Here is an 18,711-nt window from a genome sequence, read left to right on the forward strand (position 1 = left end):
TGATTTTCTCTGAACACCGCAATCCATCAATCCGAATTTATAACTCTCATTCGGTTATTGATATCGGAGTTAATGCCCAAAGCGACATTTAAAATCATAAGGTTTGGCGAAGAAGGCGAAGGGTAAAATAAGAATGATTACTCAAGCTTATTCGTTGGGTATGACTTGGGAAAATCTAAATAATAGCCTTGGTAGTAATCTGCACCGTATCGAGCTGCCGTTTTGAGGTTGTCGCTGTTTTCGATACCTTCGAATATGACTTTAATGCCTTGTAAACTCGTGATTGTATTGAGCTCTGCAAGTAGGTTGTTTTCTGTCAATTCGTTCAGGCCAAATTCAATCAACATTTCCCGACTTACTTTGATGTAGTTAGGTTGTACCACCGCCATACGGCTATAGCCTGACCAACCTGTTCCAAAATCGTCTAACGCGAAAGATATACCTATGCTCTTTAGATAGGCCGTACCTTTATGTAAGCTTTCAATATCCGCCAGAGGACAATAATCCTCTACGATTTCAACAACAATCTGACTAAAGTCCACTTGCTCTTGTTTGATCAATGGAAGGTACAGATTGTCTAAGTCTTGCTCATGTGCGAAATATTTGAAGAAACAGGGAGTCAGATTCAGAAATAATTTGGTTTCTCGATCATAAATATTCGAGTTTCTAAAATTCCTCAAATGCATAATGTTCAGGAAAAACTTGAATCTAAACTCCGCCTTTTCGCCAAAGTCTTCGAGTATCTTGAAAAACTTTTTTATGTCGACGCGCTCTCCTTGCATCTCAATACGGCAAAGCGCTTCGTACCCAAACACCGTCTGACTGTCGTGATTGATGGATTGAAATACGCTGTGTACTTGATATCCAAGCACTGTCATCTCATATCGATGGTTGTCTGTGTTCCACTCAAGCATAGGGCGATCTCACTTAGGTTGATTTGTGTTACACAACAACTTCATCGAATCCAATAATATCGCTTCCGCTTCTTCTAACTCCATATTTTGAGCAAACACCACTTCCGCCGCTACCAACTCTTTAATGTGATCCATCAAGGTTTGTCGATCGCCCTCAGAGATGTTTTTGCTGCGTAGGTTACACAATCGAATCAACAGGCTTATCACATCCAACCCTTGTGATTCGACACAAGCTAGTTGTTTATACTCTTCAATACCATCCAAGGTATTCGTAACACATTCTTTAGAAACGACTTTCATTCCTACTCCAAAACAAGCAACGCTACTGATTATCCCTCTAACTAGTGATCTTCTATCCATGAATTAGCCGTTTATACTACGTAGACAAAACCTAAATCACCTCATGCAAAAATAACGAAAAACACACCAAATCTACATTCCACATATTTTTCAAACGAACCTGATTTTTGATGGCTAAAACTAGGAAAAAAAATAGAATCGACGGCAAATAGGTTAAGCGCAATAACGACGACAATAATTAATTTTTGAGAAATAGAATGGATAACGATAATTCACTAGTAATTAATGACGAGTTACATATCAACCTAAGCGATCGTTCAATCACCAATATAGAAAACAACACCTTAATCAAATTAAGGCCAAAACCTTTTCTTGTTTTACTTTATCTAGATACTCATCGTGGCCGTTGTATTAGTAAGGATGAACTTTTTTCCGAGTGTTGGAATGGTGCTATCGTATCCGATCAATCACTCACGAATACAATCAGTACACTAAGGAAAGCACTCAATACGATTGGAATCGTCAATATTAAGCTGACAACCGTCAGTAAAGCTGGCTATTTACTGGAAGATACAACCACGGATGAACAAGCCGATGAGTTAGATAAGCTCAGAATAGAAAATCACGACTCGGCTGATTGCCAAACTCTAGAATTACAGTTCTCCGAAAAGCAGAATGCTAACAAAGACGTTTCTCCCGAACGCGACAAAAAGTATGCGCGCCTAAAAAAGTTAATGATGTTAATGCTCGGCATTACCTCTCTATCGTTAATAAGAGGTTGTTACAACACGAACAGCATTGACAAGAGCATGAATCAACGTTCGGTATCAACCGAGAACATTTCATACAACCTTGTCGATTATACTGAAACCATAGATCTTGAAACTATTGAGGGAATAATAAGATTAAACTCATACAAAAACTGCAAGGCTAGCCATATTGATATCACGATAACTCAAAACAAAAATGGCATCTTCGAAACGGATTTTTCGATCATCTACAAAAATAAAGCGCGTAACTATTTACAGTCATACAAGGTAAGGAGTGACAGCTCCGAAGTTCGTATCGTACAGCTATCGAGAATACTTAGCTTATGTAAGCTCTCGTTTTAAATAGGTGTAATTTCTTCCTTATCCATTGATATAAAAGAATTAAATATTTTAGTTTGGTTTTCATTATCTATTTATTTGAACAAAACCTTAAGAATCTAGCTAGAGTGCGCTCGGCTTAAACACAGGGCCGAATCAAACAAATTCAAGAGACTAAACATGAAAAAAACGCTAACTACGCTAGCTGCACTAATGCTTACAATGACAATGGCAACAACAGTTACCGCTGCGGACTACCTAACCACCAGCGAGACGGCTCCGACAGGCAAAGACAACACACTGACCCTGTTCCACGACACAACACTCAATCTAGTTGGTAACAATTTGGCTGTGGGTGATGATCTACCTTCGGTCACATTGATGACTAACCAGAATCAACCATACGACACCACGGCAAAAACCGACAAAGTTCGTATCTTTAGCGTTTTAGCATCCGTTGATACACCGGTATGTGACCAGCAAGCACAGGATCTGTCTAAGTTTGTAGAAGCGAACCCTGCATTAACAAATAACATTGAATTCATCGGCTTAAGTGCAGATACAACGTTCGCTCTAGATCGATTCAAGACAGAGAAAGGCATTACCGACAAACTCACTTTGCTTTCAGATGCAAAAGACCACGTATTTGGATTTGAGTCAGGCACGCAAATCAGCGAACTTGGCTTACTTGCTCGTACTACTTTCGTTGTCGACAAAAACAACAAAATTATTCACATTCAGCGAGTTCCGGAACTCACTATGGTTCCAGACCTGAACAAAGCAGTTGAAGTAGCGAAAGAGCACTTTTAAACACTGCTCTTCAGTGGGCTGGCTGAGGCTGGCCCACTTAACCCTCTCTAGAGCAAAACATCGAACAATCGATAGAGGCAATCAATTATCACGAGTTCATTTGTAAGCATTATCAATACACAACTTACAAAAGCTTACTAAGAGGCAATACCATTTCTTGTAACATGCAGGCTTTATTGCTTGCAGATAACTTGGTTCCCTATGGTATACAAACTCACTATTCCAACTCTTGTTCTGACTACGATGCTCACTGCGTGCGGTGGTGGCAGTAGCGGTGGCAAGACCGCTAACGCCTCAAAGGGTGTCATCGACGCATCAAGCGCAAGCTCCGTTGTTACCTTAGGGAGCAACTATTCTCTGCACTTGAGTGTTAAGTCGATTACCCCAGGTACGGACAAAAACGTGAACATTGATATTACTCAGTATGGTAATACACAGAAAGCGAGCGGCAGTTTCGCGCAAGTTCACGGCATTCCTGAGCGTAATTATAAAACCCAAAGCGATGCAGATATCACCTTCTCTGTAACGGCAACAAACTCAGCGGGTAAAACATTCGACGTTGAAAATTTCAGTATCTACTACGAAGACTTTAGATCAACAACAACACCTGAAGACCTTGCTATTGCTGAAGTTGAGAACAATATAAACAACGTTGTTTTATGGCAAAACACAGATACGATAACTATCGATGACGACTTTATTGACGCCAACAGTTCAATTAAATTTAATATAACAACTCAAAGGCCAATGAACCTCTACGTTCGAGTTGGTAGCACTTTGAGCAATGGCATTCAATTTGTTCCAACAAAAAGCTCCTATAAGCGAATTGTCAGTGTTGATTGCTCAACGATTTCAGATACCACTGACAAGTTGCTCAAGAATGTCATGCAACAGCAGACTTGTGTAGAAGCTCATGGCTATAAAATCCCATTGTTAATTGAAGACAAATCTGCAAACAATTCGGAAGCAAAGGTCGCGCATGTTAAGAACATCATGCAGTATTACCTTGATAGCTTCCCCGCTGAAGTGACTAAGGCAATTTACGACAGTAAAGCAGCGATGGCATTCCTATCAGATGAACACTGGGAAAGAAGAGTTGGTGACTTCTTAGAAGAAAATTATCGCTTCCAAGATCTGTTCGCGACTGAAACTACAGACACGACAACAGGCGAGAACAAGCCGGACTTGGCAATGAAAAGAGACGCCGCGTTTGAAGAAATCATCCACTTTGTACACGATTACGGTGTGATGAATTTAGCGGTTCAGTCACCTTCATCAAAATGGGGCGTGATGCAAAAAGAGTTAGATGAACTGAATGAGAAAGCGATTCTTTCGGGCTCTTACTTTCCTAACGGCCAAGACTCGACGATTGTTGAAGCTGATCTAGACGCAGAGTCGTACGACCAAGAATACCTAGCCTACTCTCTTTATGCCTACTACGACCTCAACTTTAAGGGTTACAACGCGCAAGAGTTAAGCTCAGCAACATTCGCAGAGCTACAAGCGAACGACCCTGCGATGGTTAAATTTATGGAGCAGTACTTCCCTACTCGCGCAGCACTTAAAGCTAAATTCCCAGGCTACCCGAACAACTAGTTTGGCAGCTTAAGGCTCTAACGAGCACGCACAAAAAAGCCGAATGTGATTATCACATTCGGCTTTTAAATTACCTGTTAGCGCTTACAGCTTGAAGCGGCTAATTTCGCTTTCTAGCTCGTGAGACAGTTCAGACAGCTGCGCTGCTTGCTCTGCCGCTTGGTGTGCTTCGTCAGCCAACTCGTTAGACACGTCACGGATTCCCTCAGTGTTACGAGTAATCTCAGACGTTACTGACGCTTGCTCTTCTGCAGCAGAAGCAATCTGTGTTGCCATATCGCTAATGCGTTCAACGGCAGCATGAATTTGCGTTAGGCTTGCAGCCGCTGAGTTTGCGTCATCAACACTGGTTTCAGCAAGCGTACGGCTATCATTCATGATGTTAACCGCTTTGCCTGTTGTACCTTGAAGTAATTCGATAGTTTGTTGAATCTCTTGCGTTGAGCCGTGTGTACGTTGGCTCAGAACACGAACTTCATCAGCAACAACCGCAAAGCCACGACCTTGTTCACCCGCACGTGCTGCTTCAATAGCGGCGTTTAGTGCAAGTAGGTTCGTTTGTTCAGCGATACCTTGAATGTTCGACAAGATAGCATTGATGCTGTTGCCGTGCTCTTCAAGTTCTAGAATCACGTTTGTTGCGATTTGAACTTCTTGAGCCAAGTTTTGGATTGAGCTTTGAGTCTGTGTCACTTGACCAGTACCGTGCTCACACGCACCAACCGCTTCAGATGAGTTCTGAGCTGTGTGGTCAGCGTTACCCGCGATTTCTTGTGTTGCTGCAGCCATTTCGTTAACAGCTGTCGCTACCATGTTGATTTCGTCTTGTTGCATCTGAATGCGAGCACTACGCTCTTCAGCTTGTGATGCCGTTTGACGCGCTTGGTTACCCAACGCAGCAGACACTTCACTTAGCTTAATAACCATAGTGTGCATGTTGCCCACGAAACGGTTGAAGTTTGCAGCAAGCTGACCAATCTCGTCATCGCTCTTAGGCTCAAGACGTTGAGTAAGGTCACCTTCACCTGAAGCAATTTCTTCAAGTGCAGCAGAAACACGGTTTAGGTCGCGGAATAGGAAGCTCACTAACCAAGAAACCAATACGATCACGATAAGCGTAATTACAACAGCCGTCATGATTAGCTGAGTAAGCAGTGTTGAGTGATTCGCTTCTTCAGTCGCTCGGTCCATCTGAACCGCGAAGATCCAGTTAGTGTTAGGAACTTTAGTGAAGTAAAGCAGCTTCTCAGCGCCACGCTCTTTGATGATCTCGATGCTACCAGTACGCACTGCGTTCTCAATGATAGGCATAGAGATGTCATTTGAAAGCTGGCTTACCGGCTTAAGGCTCAATGCTGAATCTGGGTGTGCTAGGAATGTGCCGTCAGAGGCATCAATTAGCATCGCGTTTGCATTGTCACCAACATCTAGGCTGATTACATCGTTCACCAATTGATCGATAAGTACATCTGCACCCACTACACCAACAAGTTTGCCGTTATGACGCACAGGTTCTGCAATTGTTACTAGCAATGCTTTAGTGATCGCATCTTGGTAAGCAGTCGTGATGATTTGCTTACCCGCTGCGTTTGCTTCTTGGTACCAAGGACGTTGACGAGGATCGTAACCTGCGCGATTACGTTCAGGATGTGAACGGTACATTCCGCCTTCTGGAGTACCTAAAAAGATATCGTCAAAACCGCCCGCTACACGAGCTTGTTTAAGGAAAGGAACAACATCATCCTCTCGTGAAAAGTCATTAAATGCTGATGCGATATCGGTACGGATATCAATCCAGTTTTTAATACCTTCAGATGCTGCTTCTGATACGCTTTCAGCTCGTAGGTATACGCCATTACGAGTCTGTTCAAATAATTGGTTTGCTGACAACCAAGTCAACGCTGTAGCCATAACGACAACAGCAGATAGGCTAGCACCTATCAACTTCTGCTTTAGTGTTAGTTTCATGTCAAAGTTTCACGAGTGGTGGGAAATCTCGCGAGATACTACCCAATATCAGTATTAAATTCGAGCGATTTCACAATTTAATATTGGAATAAATTTTTATGTAAACCATGGCCTTAGCTTATGCCAATTCCTTGGCTTTTCGCCAAATTCACGGCGCTATTAAGTGTATGGTTATTAGGAAACATGTCAGCTTCAATACGGTAAAATAGGTATTGGAATAGATAGAAAAATAGATGTAAAAAAGGCAGGAGAGTTTCCTCACCTGCCTTCTTATTATTTAGCATTCGACCGTCTATAAATCGCGGTCAATTTTAGCGTTTTTCTGTACGCATACCCATTAGCAAGCTCACACACATCAGTAATAGAATGATGGTGAACGGCAATGCTGTCGAGATAGCACCTGCTTGCAGAGCTTGTACTGCTTCTGTACCGCCAACCCACAATAGAGCCACAGCGATCGCACCTTCAAGGAACGCCCAGAACACACGTTGAGGCACTGGCGTATCAACTTTACCACCCGCGGTGATGCTGTCGATTACTAGAGAGCCTGAGTCAGACGATGTAATGAAGAATACTAGAACCAAGATAACCGCAATGATTGATAGCAGCGTACCGAACGGCAGAGCATCAAACATTTGGAACATCGCTAGTGATACATCAGTCAAACCATCTTGACCAAGGATACCCACATTATTCACGATTTGATCAATCGCCATGCCACCAAATACTGACATCCAAATGATAGTAACCGTCGTTGGAACAATCAGAACCGCTGTGATGAATTCACGAACAGTACGACCTTTAGAAACACGAGCGATAAACATACCTACGAATGGAGACCATGAGATCCACCAAGCCCAGTAGAATACAGTCCAACCATGCATCCACGTTTCATCTTCACGACCGTGAGGGTTACTTAGTGGAATGATGTTTTCAATGTATGCCATCAATGTTGTTGGGATAGAACCTAAAGTCACCGCATAGCCGATTAGAGCCACTAAGATAAGCAGTAGGAAAGCAACCAACATGTTGATGTTACTGATAACTTTAACGCCACCATCAATACCGCGAAGTACTGATACAACCGCTAATAAGGTTACTACGGTAATAACAACAACTTGTAGCCCTAAGCCAGCCTCGATTCCAAAGACATGTTGGATACCACTTGCTGCTTGTTGCGCACCTAAGCCCAGCGACGTCGCCAAACCAAACAGAGTTGCAAGAACCGCTAGAATATCAACAATGTGACCAGCCCAACCCCACGCTCTATCACCCAAAATTGGGTAGAAAATAGAACGAATAGAAAGAGGCAAACCTTTATTGTAAGAGAAGAAAGCAAGTGACAACGCTACAACACCATAAATAGCCCAAGGGTGTAGACCCCAGTGATACATGGTTGCACCCAATGCCAGTTTTGCAGCTTCTGGTGTGTTTGGTTCAACGCCTAACGGGGTTTCAAACCAACCAGTGAAGTAAGCAGCGGGTTCCGCCACACTCCAGAACATTAGGCCGATACCCATACCTGCGGCAAACAACATCGATAGCCAAGACATGAATGAGTAATCTACGGTTGCATCAACGCCACCAAGGCGGATTTTACCGTATGGCGAAACAATCAGGCCTAAACAGAAAATAACAAAAATGTTACCAGACCAGATGAACAACCAATCAAACGAGTTGATGATTTGGCCTTTAACACCATCAAGTGCTGCTTTTGCTGATGCGGTATCTGTAATAAGAATACCGATCAAAAACAAAGTAATTAGGCCTGCGCTAATACCAAATACAGGGTTATGAACATCAAAGCCCCATTTTTGGACGTTATCTTGACCGACAGTGTAATCCGTACTGTCGATACTGTATTTATCTATACCTTTAGTCATTATCCCTCTCTACGGAATACTAATACGGTCTGTTGACCTCATATCCCTTACTTACCTGCGACTTAATCACAAACTCGAACATACGATCCAAGTAGTACAAGCTGTTGTCACATAATTCAAATACTTGGATGTCTGAAGTTTAGCAGGTTAACTTATTGTTTTCAGTAAACCAGAATCGGTTCGATGAGTTTTCAAGCAAAATTCACGTAATTACTCAAATTACTGACGAAAAAAAGGCCGACTCTGTCGACCTTTATTTGGAAAATACTTTTAGCTCAAAGCATTTTGCTGCTTAACCAATTGATTTTCTGTCCGTAAACCTAACAATAAGCTTAGGCACATAAGCAATAAAATGAATGCAAATGGTAACGCCATTGATACCGTTCCGGCTTGTAGTGCTTGGATGGATTCAGTACCGCCAACCCAAAGTAAAACCGCGGCAATCGCGCCGCCCATCAACGCCCAAAATACACGCTGTGGCACCGGTGCATCGACTTTACCACCAGAGGTAATGCTATCGATAACTAACGAACCTGAATCCGAAGAAGTGATGAAGAACACCATAATCAGACCAATCGAAACGACTGAAAGCACAGAGCTCATTGGCAGCGCATCATAAGTGTGGAATAGAGAAAGCGTAATATCTTGCAGACCATTGATCCCAATCTCACCAACCTTGTTCGCCACTTGATCAATCGCGATACCACCAAAAATAGCCATCCAGATGATGATTACTGTCGTTGGGATGAACAGTACAGCAACGATGAACTCACGAATCGTACGACCTTTAGAGATACGAGCGATAAACATACCAACGAACGGTGACCAAGACATCCACCAAGCCCAGTAGAATACCGTCCAACCCTGCATCCAAGTTTCATCATCACGACCATGAGGATTACTTAAAGGAATAAAGTTTTCGATATAGCCCATCAATGCCGTTGGAATGGCTTTAATACCTGCCATGCCACCAGCGATGGTCACGAAGATTAGCAAGCCCAAAGCAACCAACATGTTGACGTTACTTAGAACCTTTACACCGCCGTTAATGCCGCGAACCACTGACATTGTTGCTAAGAAAGTGACCACTGCGATAACAATCAGCTGCATACCGATACCACCATCGGTACCAAACACATGGTTAATACCACTGGTAGCTTGTTGTGCGCCTAAACCAAGTGATGTTGCAAGGCCAAAAAGCGTTGCAAGTACAGCCACGATATCAACGATATGACCAAACCAACCCCAAGTTCTGTCGCCTAAGATCGGGTAGAAAATAGAACGAATTGAAAGCGGTAAGCCTTTATTGAAGGTGAAAAAAGCGAGGGCTAGAGCAACAACGGCGTAAATAGCCCAGCCGTGAAGACCCCAGTTGTAGATAGTTGCACCGAGCGCCAACTTAGCCGCTTCAGGAGAATAAGCTTCAACACCGAGTGGCGTTTCATACCAGCCCGTGAAGTAAGCCACTGGCTCTGCAACACCCCAGAACATCAAACCAATACCCATTCCCGCGGCGAATAACATCGACATCCAAGATAGGTTGGAGTGCTCTGCTTTGGCATCATTGCCACCAATACGTATTTTGCCATACGGGGAGACAATGAGGGCAAAACAGAAAATAACAAAGATGTTTGCTGCCCACATGAAGAAACCATCGAAGTTACCGATGACTTTCCATTTAATTCCATCAAGTGCTGATTTTGCGGTTTCAGGGTCTGCGACTAAAAGTGCGACTAGGAAGAGAATAATCGCTCCAGCGCTGATTCCAAATACTGGGTTATGAACATCAAACCCCCATTTCTGAACGTTATCTTGTCCTACTGTATAATCGGTATTATCAATACTATACCTATCTTTTACAGGCTCCATGCTTCCTCTCTAATTTGTAGCGCACAGTTTGCAACATTGCATTCGGCGCTTAAATTTCGAAAAGAAGAATATCAACCTGTCGCAAAAATACTAAAAAAACCTCCAAAAAGTAGGCGTAAATGGCAAAGTTAGTAATTAAATTACACTTTTCATGTAATTTAGCGTAAGATCAGTCTACAAGCCCCAAATTGATAGCATACTTAGCCAATTCTGCAGTTGAGTGAATATCAAGCTTATGCTTAATGTTTTGTCTGTGTGTTTCTACCGTTCGGTAACTGATATTTAACCCCTTCGCGATCTCTTTACTGCTCTCCCCTTTTGCCACCAATTTCAACACCGCTTCTTCACGTCTGCTCAATGGATTCTTGACAGATTGAGTCGGAGTAATCGGTTGAGTAAACAAATTCTGCGTCACTTTTTCACAGAAATAGGTCGAGCCTTGATTGACCGTTTTGATCGCCTGCACCATTTTTTCAGCGGAAATCTCTTTCAACATATAGCCGACTGCGCCCGACTGCATCACCTTCATGATGTATTCACGGTTGTTATGCATGGTCAGCATCAGCACCTTCGCATCAGGGTCTTCTTCTTTAATCAGGTGGGTTGCGTCAATGCCGTTCATAATAGGCATGCTAATATCCATCAACACCACATCGGGCCTTAAAGACTTAACAACCTCTACCGCTTCTAAACCATTACTGGCGGTACCTATCACACAAATATCTGGCTCGAGTTCCAATCTCGCCATAAAGCCATCCAGTACCACTTGGTGATCGTCAGCGATCACAACTCGAATAACTTCACTCATTCATTAATCCCTCTAGTGTCAGTAACACTGTAATTTCCGTTCCGAGGCCAATCTCACTCATCAGTTCAAAATCACCACCGATGAACTCCACTCGCTCTCTCATATTACGCAGACCAATCCCTCGTTTTTCCATCGCTTTATAAGTGTTGAAACCGACACCGTCGTCTTGGATCAGCAGTTGCAATACATTGCCAATTTGCTGCGCGATAACCGTCACTTTGGTCGCTTGTGCGTGCTTTTCTATGTTGTTCAAAGATTCTTGCACGACTCGATACAAGGTCGTTGCGGCTTCTGATTTGAGCTTGCCGGGTTGAGTGCTGAACAAAGTCTCGACCTCAATACCCGAGTGCGCCTGAAAATCCAACAACAACGAAGATAATGCCGCTTCTAAGCCGATATCATCCAGTGAACTTGGTCGAAGTTGATGGGAGATGTGCCTCACCTCTTCAATCGCTCGCATCAGCGAATGCTGAGACTTATTCAAGTGCGCTTTGAGATCTTCATTTTGTAACTTATTACCAAGCAGTTCTAAATGGCAACGACTTGATACTAATAATTGATTAATACCGTCATGTAGCTCTCGCGCTAAATGCTTCTTCTCGTCTTCTTGAAACATCACCGTTTTATGGGCGAGCTCTTTCAAATTATTATCCGCGATTCGATGCTCGTGCATGTTGATGGCTAAGGTCAACACGATGATCACCGCCACGGTCACGCTTAAAATGACCACAATGGAAAAGAACGTAGTTTCAATATTCTTGTTGATCGCAGCCTGCATCGAAGCCACTTCTTGATGTACGTCTTCAATATACAACCCCGTGCCAATCATCCAATCCCAACGTTCTAACCAAGCCGCATAGCTCAGCTTAGAGACCACTTCGCCGGTTGAAGGCTTTTGCCACAGGTATTGGTGAAATCCTCCTCCGGTTTGCGCTTCCTTCAACAACGCTTCAATTAGAAAGTCGCCATCTTCATCTTGCAGTTGAAGTAGGTTTTGCCCTATCAACTCTGGCTGGATTGGATGAACCAAATTGGTTCCGTGGCGATCATACGCAAAGAAGTAACCGTCAGAGCCATACCTAAGTTTAGACAATATGGTTCTAACTTCTCTTTTGGCTTGGGCTTCTTGGATATCGGGATCGTTGTAGATATGTTCGATGGCATCAAATGCGAGATCGACAGTGTCTTTGAGGGCGTTTTCACGCGACTTGATTAAGCTGTCTCTGAAGATCTCGACCTCTTTCGCACCCAACGTCTTGGTTTGATGCAACGAGATCCAACTAATACTCGCCGTTACTAGCAGCAACGGGAGTAGCGTCAGCAAAATCAGCTTAGCTTTTAGAGGCATTCCTTTCCCTCACAAAAAACGGCTTACTGAACATCAATAAGCCGTTTTACTTTATCAATTTATAGATAGCCGTTGAAACATATCATTCACATTCTAGGCTTCACTCACATTCCATAGAAAGATGGGAAAGCGAGAAGTGATCCAAGTACGAGGATTTGAATCAGAATGAACGGCATCACGCCTCGGTAGATGTCCTTTGTGGTGACGCCTTTCGGTGCTACCCCTTTCAAATAGAACAAACTGAAACCAAATGGCGGTGTTAAGAATGAGGTTTGCAGGTTCATTGCAATAAGGATAGCAAACCAAGTCATGTTGATACCCATCAACTCAGCCACTGGCGCAATGATCGGGACGATGATGAAACAAATCTCTACGAAGTCGATGAAGAAACCCAGAATCAAAATAACCAACATGGTGATGATCAAGAAGCCCCACTTCTCACCTGGTAGCTGCAACATCCACTCTTCAACTAGATAATCACCACCGGTATAAGTAAACGCCATCGAGAATGCCGTCGCACCAAGTAGGATAGCAAAGACCATCGCAGTCACTTTAACTGTCTCTTTCGACGCAGCAAACACCATCGACCAACTAAATTGACCGTATAACAGTGCAAGAACCAATGCACCTGCACCACCTAGCGCTGCCGACTCGGTCGGAGTTGCCACACCAGCAAAGATAGAACCTAATACAACAATGATCAGCGCTAAAGGTGGAAGAATCGCTTTAAGCGCGTTAAACACTTCTTGCTTACGGCTAATGGAGTCATCACGCTCAATAGGTTGGGCCGATTCAGGGTTCAGTTTTGCGTATATCAAGATATAAACAATGTAAGCACCCACTAGCATTACGCCCGGCCAAATTGCCGCTTGGAACAAATCCCCAACAGGTACACCCAATACATCACCCAATAAAATCAAGACGATGGATGGCGGAATGATTTGCCCTAACGTGCCAGAAGCACAGATGGTGCCGCAGGCTAAGCCTTTGTCGTAGTTATACTTGAGCATAACAGGCAGAGAGATAAGCCCCATTGCCACTACTGAAGCACCCACTACACCCGTTGATGCGGCAAGTAGTGAGCCCACTAGCACGGTCGAGATAGCAATACCACCTCGAACACCACCAAACAATCGCCCCATTGACTCAAGCAACTGCTCAGCAAGCTTGGTCTTTTGTAGAACAAGCCCCATGAAAACGAACAATGGAACGGCCATCAGCACCGTATTTTCCATGATCGATTGAATTCGATATGGCATGAAGGCGAACATTTCGATGCCCTCAGCCCAAACGCCAAAGATTAACGCGATACCACCAAAGGTGAACGCAACCGGGAAGCCAAGTAAAAGTGCAAACAAGGCTACGAAAAACATTACTATTCCAATCATGTTCAGCCTCTACTTATTCTTTGTATGAGTATTGTTTGCATGGATAAGGTGCGGATTAAAGATCTTGTTCAGTGAATGCAGGATTAAACCGACGCCACTGAGTGCCATTAAGAAGAACGACAGCGGGATCATCGCTTTAATGATCCATCGGTAAGGAAGGCCTCCGGGATCGCCCGACGTTTCACCGAGGTTATAACTTTCTTTCGCAACATCGATTCCAAACCAAGCAACCAGCAAACAGAAAGGAAGCAGGAAGACAACGGTGCCTATTAGATCAATGATCGCTTGTGCCTTGAAGCTGAGTTGTTCGTAAAAAACATCAACTCGCACGTGACCACCGGCTTTGATGGCATAAGGAACACCTAACAAGAATACGGCTGAGAAAAGGTGCCATTCCATCTCTTGGAAGGCGATAGACACATCGTTAAAGGCGTATCGCATCACAACGTCATACACAACGTTCGCAACAAGAAGGATAAACAACATACTGGAAAGCCATCCCAGTGCGTCACCGATACGATTAAATAGGCGTTCAATATAAATTAGACTTCGCATTCCCGACTCCATGGAATTTGAAAAGACATCGCGCTATAGAGTTAGTTCAGCTAAAACAATTAGCGCTAACAAGATGTACGACGTAGAAAGGGTTCTTAGACGTATTACAGGATTTATCCTGCTTAATTATTATGGTTAAAATGAACCCGCTGCTTATCTGCTTATCTGCTTATCTGCATAGATACTTAGATGCTTAAGCCCTTAAGCACAAGCTATGTAACAGTGCTTTTGCTTTGGGTTCATTTAACTTTTAGGTCAACCGCTGTCGACTATTTCGCTTGGCTATTTAAATAAGCTCTGTGTGAAATATCCGTCCATGAGCGCACTTGCTCTAGGTAGCTTGCTTGTGAAGCTTGGATCTCTTTTGCCAGTGCATCTTTCTCAGCATGTGCCGCAAGTAGGCGATCGTTCGCTTCTTTCAGTGCCGACATGACTTCTGGCGGGAAATCTTTCACTTGAACGTCTGGGTATTCTGTTTTCATTGAAACCCAGTTTTTGCCGCTTTCATGCGTTGCTTGTGTATACATGTCGTAAGCCGCTGTACGCATTGCAACACGCAAGATTTCTTGTAGGTCTTCAGGCAGTTTGTTCCACGTGCGTTTGTTCACTAAGAATTGAAGCTCTGAACCCGGCTCATGCCAACCTGTGTAGTAGTACGGTGCGATTTTGTGGAAGCCCATTCGTAAATCAAGAGATGGACCCACCCACTCTAGTGCATCGATCGTACGACGCTCTAAAGACGTGTAAAGCTCACCTGGGGCAATATTGGTAGGTTTGGCGCCTAGCTCCGCTAGAATCTCGCCAGCAAAGCCTGGGATACGCATTTTCAGACCTTGTAGGTCTTCCACGCTGTTGATCTCTTTTTGAAACCAACCACCCATCTGGATATCCGTGTTACCACCAGGGAACGACATCAAGTTATGTGGAGAGTAAACCTGCTCCATCAACTCCATACCACCACCGTGATAGAACCACGCGTATTGTTCTGCTGGCGTCATACCGAAAGGCATAGAAGTGAAGTAAAGAGTGTTTGGAACTTTACCTTTCCAGTAGTAAGAGCCAGAGTGACCCATGTCGTATTGACCAGACTTAACCATGTCAAAAACGCCTAGAGGGGCTTTGTGTTTGTTTGCTGAATCGATTCTGATTTGAAGTCGACCATTCGACATCTTCTCAGCCATCGCTGCCATGTTCTTAGTTGCATCACCGAAAACTGGGAAGTTTGGTCCCCACGTTTCTGCAAGCTTTAAACGGTAAACCTTATCAGCGGCTGTAGCACCAGTAGCGACCAAAGCTAAACAAGCCGCAGCGGTTACTGCAACGTTTTTAAAAACTCGTGTAAGGGAGTTAGAAATGAGACTCATGTTCACGTCCTTTGTTGGGTTAACACTCTTTCTATGAGCATTTTTTATGATTCAACATAAGAGTGCACCGTGATGAGGCAACAAGATATCAGGGAGAGCACGCACGCATGGCGTGAGCAAAGTTACGTATTAGACCAAAGGATTACGTAGAACTACGTAGGAGATGATTGAGAAATGTCGATTTTAAAGGACTTAGACCATTCACTGGGAGAATGCTTGTTGATAAATACCTAAGTATTAATAATTAAACATCGTTAACAATTGATTGCCATTTCGTGATGGAGACCTATTTCATCATGCACCAAATATGCACCCAAGCGCATTTAATCTATAAAAATCAAGGTTTCAGAGAATCAGACGCCCTACTTTGGGGCTTGGTAAATATTGGAATGAAGAAGCTGGAAACTAGAGAAGAAAAAGAAGAAAGAAGATGTAATCAAGACCACGAACTAAAAGGCACAAGATGAAGTATTTACCGTCAACCACACATCAAACATCAGACATAAAAAAAGCCTCGATAATCGAGGCTTAAAAACTTTAACGAAGCGAATGTAATCCCGCGGGATTAGATAGCTTTGTAGATAACCTTGTTACCTGCAAGTTGCTCTTTCGCTACTAGGTTTTCTTCAAGAAGTTTTTTCAATGCGCCTGTTGCCCATGAAGCTGCTTTCGCGTCTTCTTGACCAGCTGCTAGGCCGATACCTTTAGGGTTAATGCCTTCAGCATTGCTAACAACGATGTCTAGAACTTGTTGTTGCTTAGGAGTCAGTGCTACTGCAACTTCTTTTGTTGCTGCTACTGCTTTCTCTACCGCTGGTTTTGCTGCTACAGTTTTTTCTGCTACAACTTTCTCTGCGACAGGCTTCGCTTTTTTCGGCGTTGCCACTGCTTTAACTACAGCCGCTTTAGTGCGTTTCTGCAGTTTAGCCTGCACCTTACGCTTATGAGCAAGTCTCATTGAATATTTCTCCAGTTCACTGCTCTTTTCGCAGTGGTGAAAATTTGAAGCGCGATTTATACCAAAAAACGGGAGCTATTTGTAGAGTGAAGCGTCGAAAGTCGACGAAAAATACCGATATTGTCTACTACCGTCTATTATTTAAACATAGACTTATCAATTTAGGGTCATATACACTGGTTATCCATCCAGACAAAAATATGAAAACTTGGTGTTGCCTATGGACACTCGTCACCTTACAAATTTCTCTTTGCCTGCATTTACGCAATCATATCGAATTATTGCCATCATTTTAGGATTCGCTTGTCTAATCATGGCGTTATACATTGATAACTCAAAATTACTGATCGTGGGTGCATTTTGTATTAGTGCGCTTTTGGGCACGGGCTATTATTTGATGCTGCGTAGTAGAGTGATGTTCACGCTCACCCCCACTCACTTTCAGCAGCATTTTTATAAAGGTGGATGGGTTTTAAAGTGGAGCAATATTGAAAAGATTGGCCTGTGTACTTACGAACAAGAGGGGTGGCATCAACCTCTCCCTTGGGTGGGCATTAAAATGAAAGATTACTCACCCTACCTTGACTCTATCTGCCCCAAAATAACCTGCGAATTATTGCTGAGCCAGCGAGCACTGTTGTACCTAGGAGCGAAGCAAGCAGGTAAAGAATCAAACTTTGAAGATATGGTGCTCGACTCATCGCATTACCATGCACGTTGCACAGAAAGCGGCTGTGTTGAATTGAGCCAGTATAAAGAGTCAGAGAATATCGACGACGATAACGTCAGTGATTACCAGCCACAGACTGCCCTTGATTCAGCCATTGAATCGAACACTCAAAACGCGTTGATTAAAGATTATTCAGGATTACAGGCGATGCTTGCCAACAGAATGAAATATCAAAGAGGATTTCACGGCTACGATATTTTCATATCAACCCATGATATGAATATCAGTGGAGAGGAGTTTATTGGACTGGCTCGACGCTACTTGGCAGCGGCTGAGCGTCTTTCTGATTAAAAATAAACAAGCTTAGAAGTAAACTCGCTCGCAATAAAAAAGCCTAGCTTTCATAAGAAAAGCTAAGCTTCATTTTCAATCGTTCTTCTATTAAATCAGAGACCTAGTACAGAGGCATTTCATCCGCTACGAATGGGTTTGATGCGCGCTCACGACCAAATGTAGACTCAGGACCATGACCCGGTACGAATGTCACGTCACTGCCTAGTGGCCAAAGCTTAGTCTTGATTGAAGAGATAAGCGTGTTGAAATCACCTTGAGGGAAATCCGTACGACCAATAGCACCGTTAAATAAAACATCACCAACAAACGCCATGCGCGCTTGCTCGCTGAACAATACAACGTGACCTGGAGTATGACCTGGCGTGTGAATCACATCGATAACTTGATTACCAAAAGTGACTTTGTCGCCCTCTTCTAACCATGTGTTTGGTTCAAAAGCTTTGCACAGTGGGAAACCAAACATCTGGCTTTGGTTCTCTAAACCTTGAAGCCAAAAGTTGTCTGCCTTATGTGGGCCAACAATGTTCACGTTCAAGATTTCAGCAAGTGGCACTGTTCCGCCCACATGATCTAGGTGACCGTGAGTCAATACCAAGTTCACCACTTTAACACCTAACTCTTCGATGATAGCAGCCAGTTGCTGAACATCACCGCCCGGATCGACAACGATGCCTTCCATTGTCTCATCACACCACACAATTGAGCAGTTTTGAGAAAACGAGGTAACAGGGACAACTTGATACTTAAGAGACATATACAAACCTTAGAGGGCAAACTGAAATTTGGGCAAACTATGACATTGGATGTTTACTTTGACAAGTACCAAGCATTCGCTCGC

The 18,711-nt window shown here is 43.4% G+C and carries 16 protein-coding genes; 4 read left to right on the forward strand and 12 right to left on the reverse strand.

Annotated features, from left to right (window positions below):
- Positions 1-137: 137 nt before the first annotated feature.
- Both AC3CKG_RS09945 and AC3CKG_RS09950 read right to left on the reverse strand, forming a co-directional pair.
- Complete coding sequence (locus AC3CKG_RS09945; protein WP_488528280.1) at positions 138-914, reverse strand: EAL domain-containing protein; 777 nt, start codon at positions 912-914, stop codon at positions 138-140.
- Positions 915-923: 9 nt separating this feature from the next.
- Positions 924-1,214: a hypothetical protein gene (locus AC3CKG_RS09950; RefSeq protein ID WP_065111134.1), complete on the reverse strand. Its 291-nt coding sequence runs from the start codon at positions 1,212-1,214 to the stop codon at positions 924-926.
- A 257-nt stretch (positions 1,215-1,471) separates the two neighbouring features.
- Here AC3CKG_RS09950 and AC3CKG_RS09955 point away from each other — a divergent pair, with 257 nt between their 5' ends.
- The 3 genes from AC3CKG_RS09955 (at position 1,472) to AC3CKG_RS09965 (ending at position 4,708) form a co-directional block, all read left to right on the forward strand.
- Positions 1,472-2,326 (forward strand): winged helix-turn-helix domain-containing protein, encoded by an 855-nt coding sequence (locus tag AC3CKG_RS09955; RefSeq protein ID WP_488528281.1) that lies wholly within the window; start codon positions 1,472-1,474, stop codon positions 2,324-2,326.
- Positions 2,327-2,482: 156 nt separating this feature from the next.
- On the forward strand, positions 2,483-3,112 hold the full coding sequence (locus tag AC3CKG_RS09960) for a redoxin family protein (protein WP_488528282.1): 630 nt from the start codon (positions 2,483-2,485) through the stop codon (positions 3,110-3,112).
- A gap of 201 nt (positions 3,113-3,313) precedes the next feature.
- Positions 3,314-4,708 carry a hypothetical protein gene (locus tag AC3CKG_RS09965; RefSeq protein ID WP_488528283.1) on the forward strand — a complete coding sequence of 465 codons (1,395 nt, stop codon included), beginning with the start codon at positions 3,314-3,316 and terminating at the stop codon, positions 4,706-4,708.
- 84 nt (positions 4,709-4,792) lie between these two features.
- Here the strand turns inward: AC3CKG_RS09965 and AC3CKG_RS09970 are convergent, their stop codons facing one another.
- The 9 genes from AC3CKG_RS09970 to AC3CKG_RS10010 all read right to left on the reverse strand — a co-directional run bounded on the left by AC3CKG_RS09970 (position 4,793) and on the right by AC3CKG_RS10010 (position 16,849).
- Positions 4,793-6,676: a methyl-accepting chemotaxis protein gene (locus tag AC3CKG_RS09970; protein WP_017110946.1), complete on the reverse strand. Its 1,884-nt coding sequence runs from the start codon at positions 6,674-6,676 to the stop codon at positions 4,793-4,795.
- Positions 6,677-6,987: 311 nt separating this feature from the next.
- Positions 6,988-8,559 carry a BCCT family transporter gene (locus AC3CKG_RS09975; RefSeq protein WP_488528284.1) on the reverse strand — a complete coding sequence of 524 codons (1,572 nt, stop codon included), beginning with the start codon at positions 8,557-8,559 and terminating at the stop codon, positions 6,988-6,990.
- Between the two features lie 270 nt (positions 8,560-8,829).
- Positions 8,830-10,428 (reverse strand): BCCT family transporter, encoded by a 1,599-nt coding sequence (locus AC3CKG_RS09980; protein ID WP_076669847.1) that lies wholly within the window; start codon positions 10,426-10,428, stop codon positions 8,830-8,832.
- Positions 10,429-10,597: 169 nt separating this feature from the next.
- A complete protein-coding gene (locus AC3CKG_RS09985; RefSeq protein ID WP_017110950.1) occupies positions 10,598-11,236 on the reverse strand; it encodes a response regulator transcription factor in 639 nt (212 codons plus the stop codon).
- Complete coding sequence (locus AC3CKG_RS09990) at positions 11,229-12,584, reverse strand: cache domain-containing protein (protein WP_017110951.1); 1,356 nt, start codon at positions 12,582-12,584, stop codon at positions 11,229-11,231. The genes AC3CKG_RS09985 and AC3CKG_RS09990 overlap by 8 nt, the downstream gene beginning before the upstream one ends.
- Positions 12,585-12,688: 104 nt before the next feature.
- Positions 12,689-13,972: a TRAP transporter large permease gene (locus AC3CKG_RS09995; RefSeq protein ID WP_017078694.1), complete on the reverse strand. Its 1,284-nt coding sequence runs from the start codon at positions 13,970-13,972 to the stop codon at positions 12,689-12,691.
- Between the two features lie 9 nt (positions 13,973-13,981).
- Complete coding sequence (locus AC3CKG_RS10000) at positions 13,982-14,527, reverse strand: TRAP transporter small permease subunit (protein WP_032500429.1); 546 nt, start codon at positions 14,525-14,527, stop codon at positions 13,982-13,984.
- A 269-nt stretch (positions 14,528-14,796) separates the two neighbouring features.
- Positions 14,797-15,891 carry a TRAP transporter substrate-binding protein gene (locus tag AC3CKG_RS10005; RefSeq protein ID WP_029223544.1) on the reverse strand — a complete coding sequence of 365 codons (1,095 nt, stop codon included), beginning with the start codon at positions 15,889-15,891 and terminating at the stop codon, positions 14,797-14,799.
- A 565-nt stretch (positions 15,892-16,456) separates the two neighbouring features.
- On the reverse strand, positions 16,457-16,849 hold the full coding sequence (locus AC3CKG_RS10010) for a hypothetical protein (protein ID WP_004733388.1): 393 nt from the start codon (positions 16,847-16,849) through the stop codon (positions 16,457-16,459).
- A 220-nt stretch (positions 16,850-17,069) separates the two neighbouring features.
- On the opposite strand from AC3CKG_RS10010, the gene AC3CKG_RS10015 reads away from it, so the two are divergent.
- Positions 17,070-17,870 (forward strand): DUF2982 domain-containing protein, encoded by an 801-nt coding sequence (locus AC3CKG_RS10015; protein ID WP_488528285.1) that lies wholly within the window; start codon positions 17,070-17,072, stop codon positions 17,868-17,870.
- Positions 17,871-17,973: 103 nt separating this feature from the next.
- Here AC3CKG_RS10015 and AC3CKG_RS10020 read toward each other — a convergent pair whose 3' ends face one another.
- Positions 17,974-18,627, reverse strand: coding sequence for an MBL fold metallo-hydrolase (locus tag AC3CKG_RS10020; RefSeq protein ID WP_076678904.1), 654 nt, complete (start codon positions 18,625-18,627; stop codon positions 17,974-17,976).
- Positions 18,628-18,711 lie beyond the last annotated feature (84 nt).

Source organism: Vibrio sp. QJM3NY_15 (genome assembly GCF_057785995.1).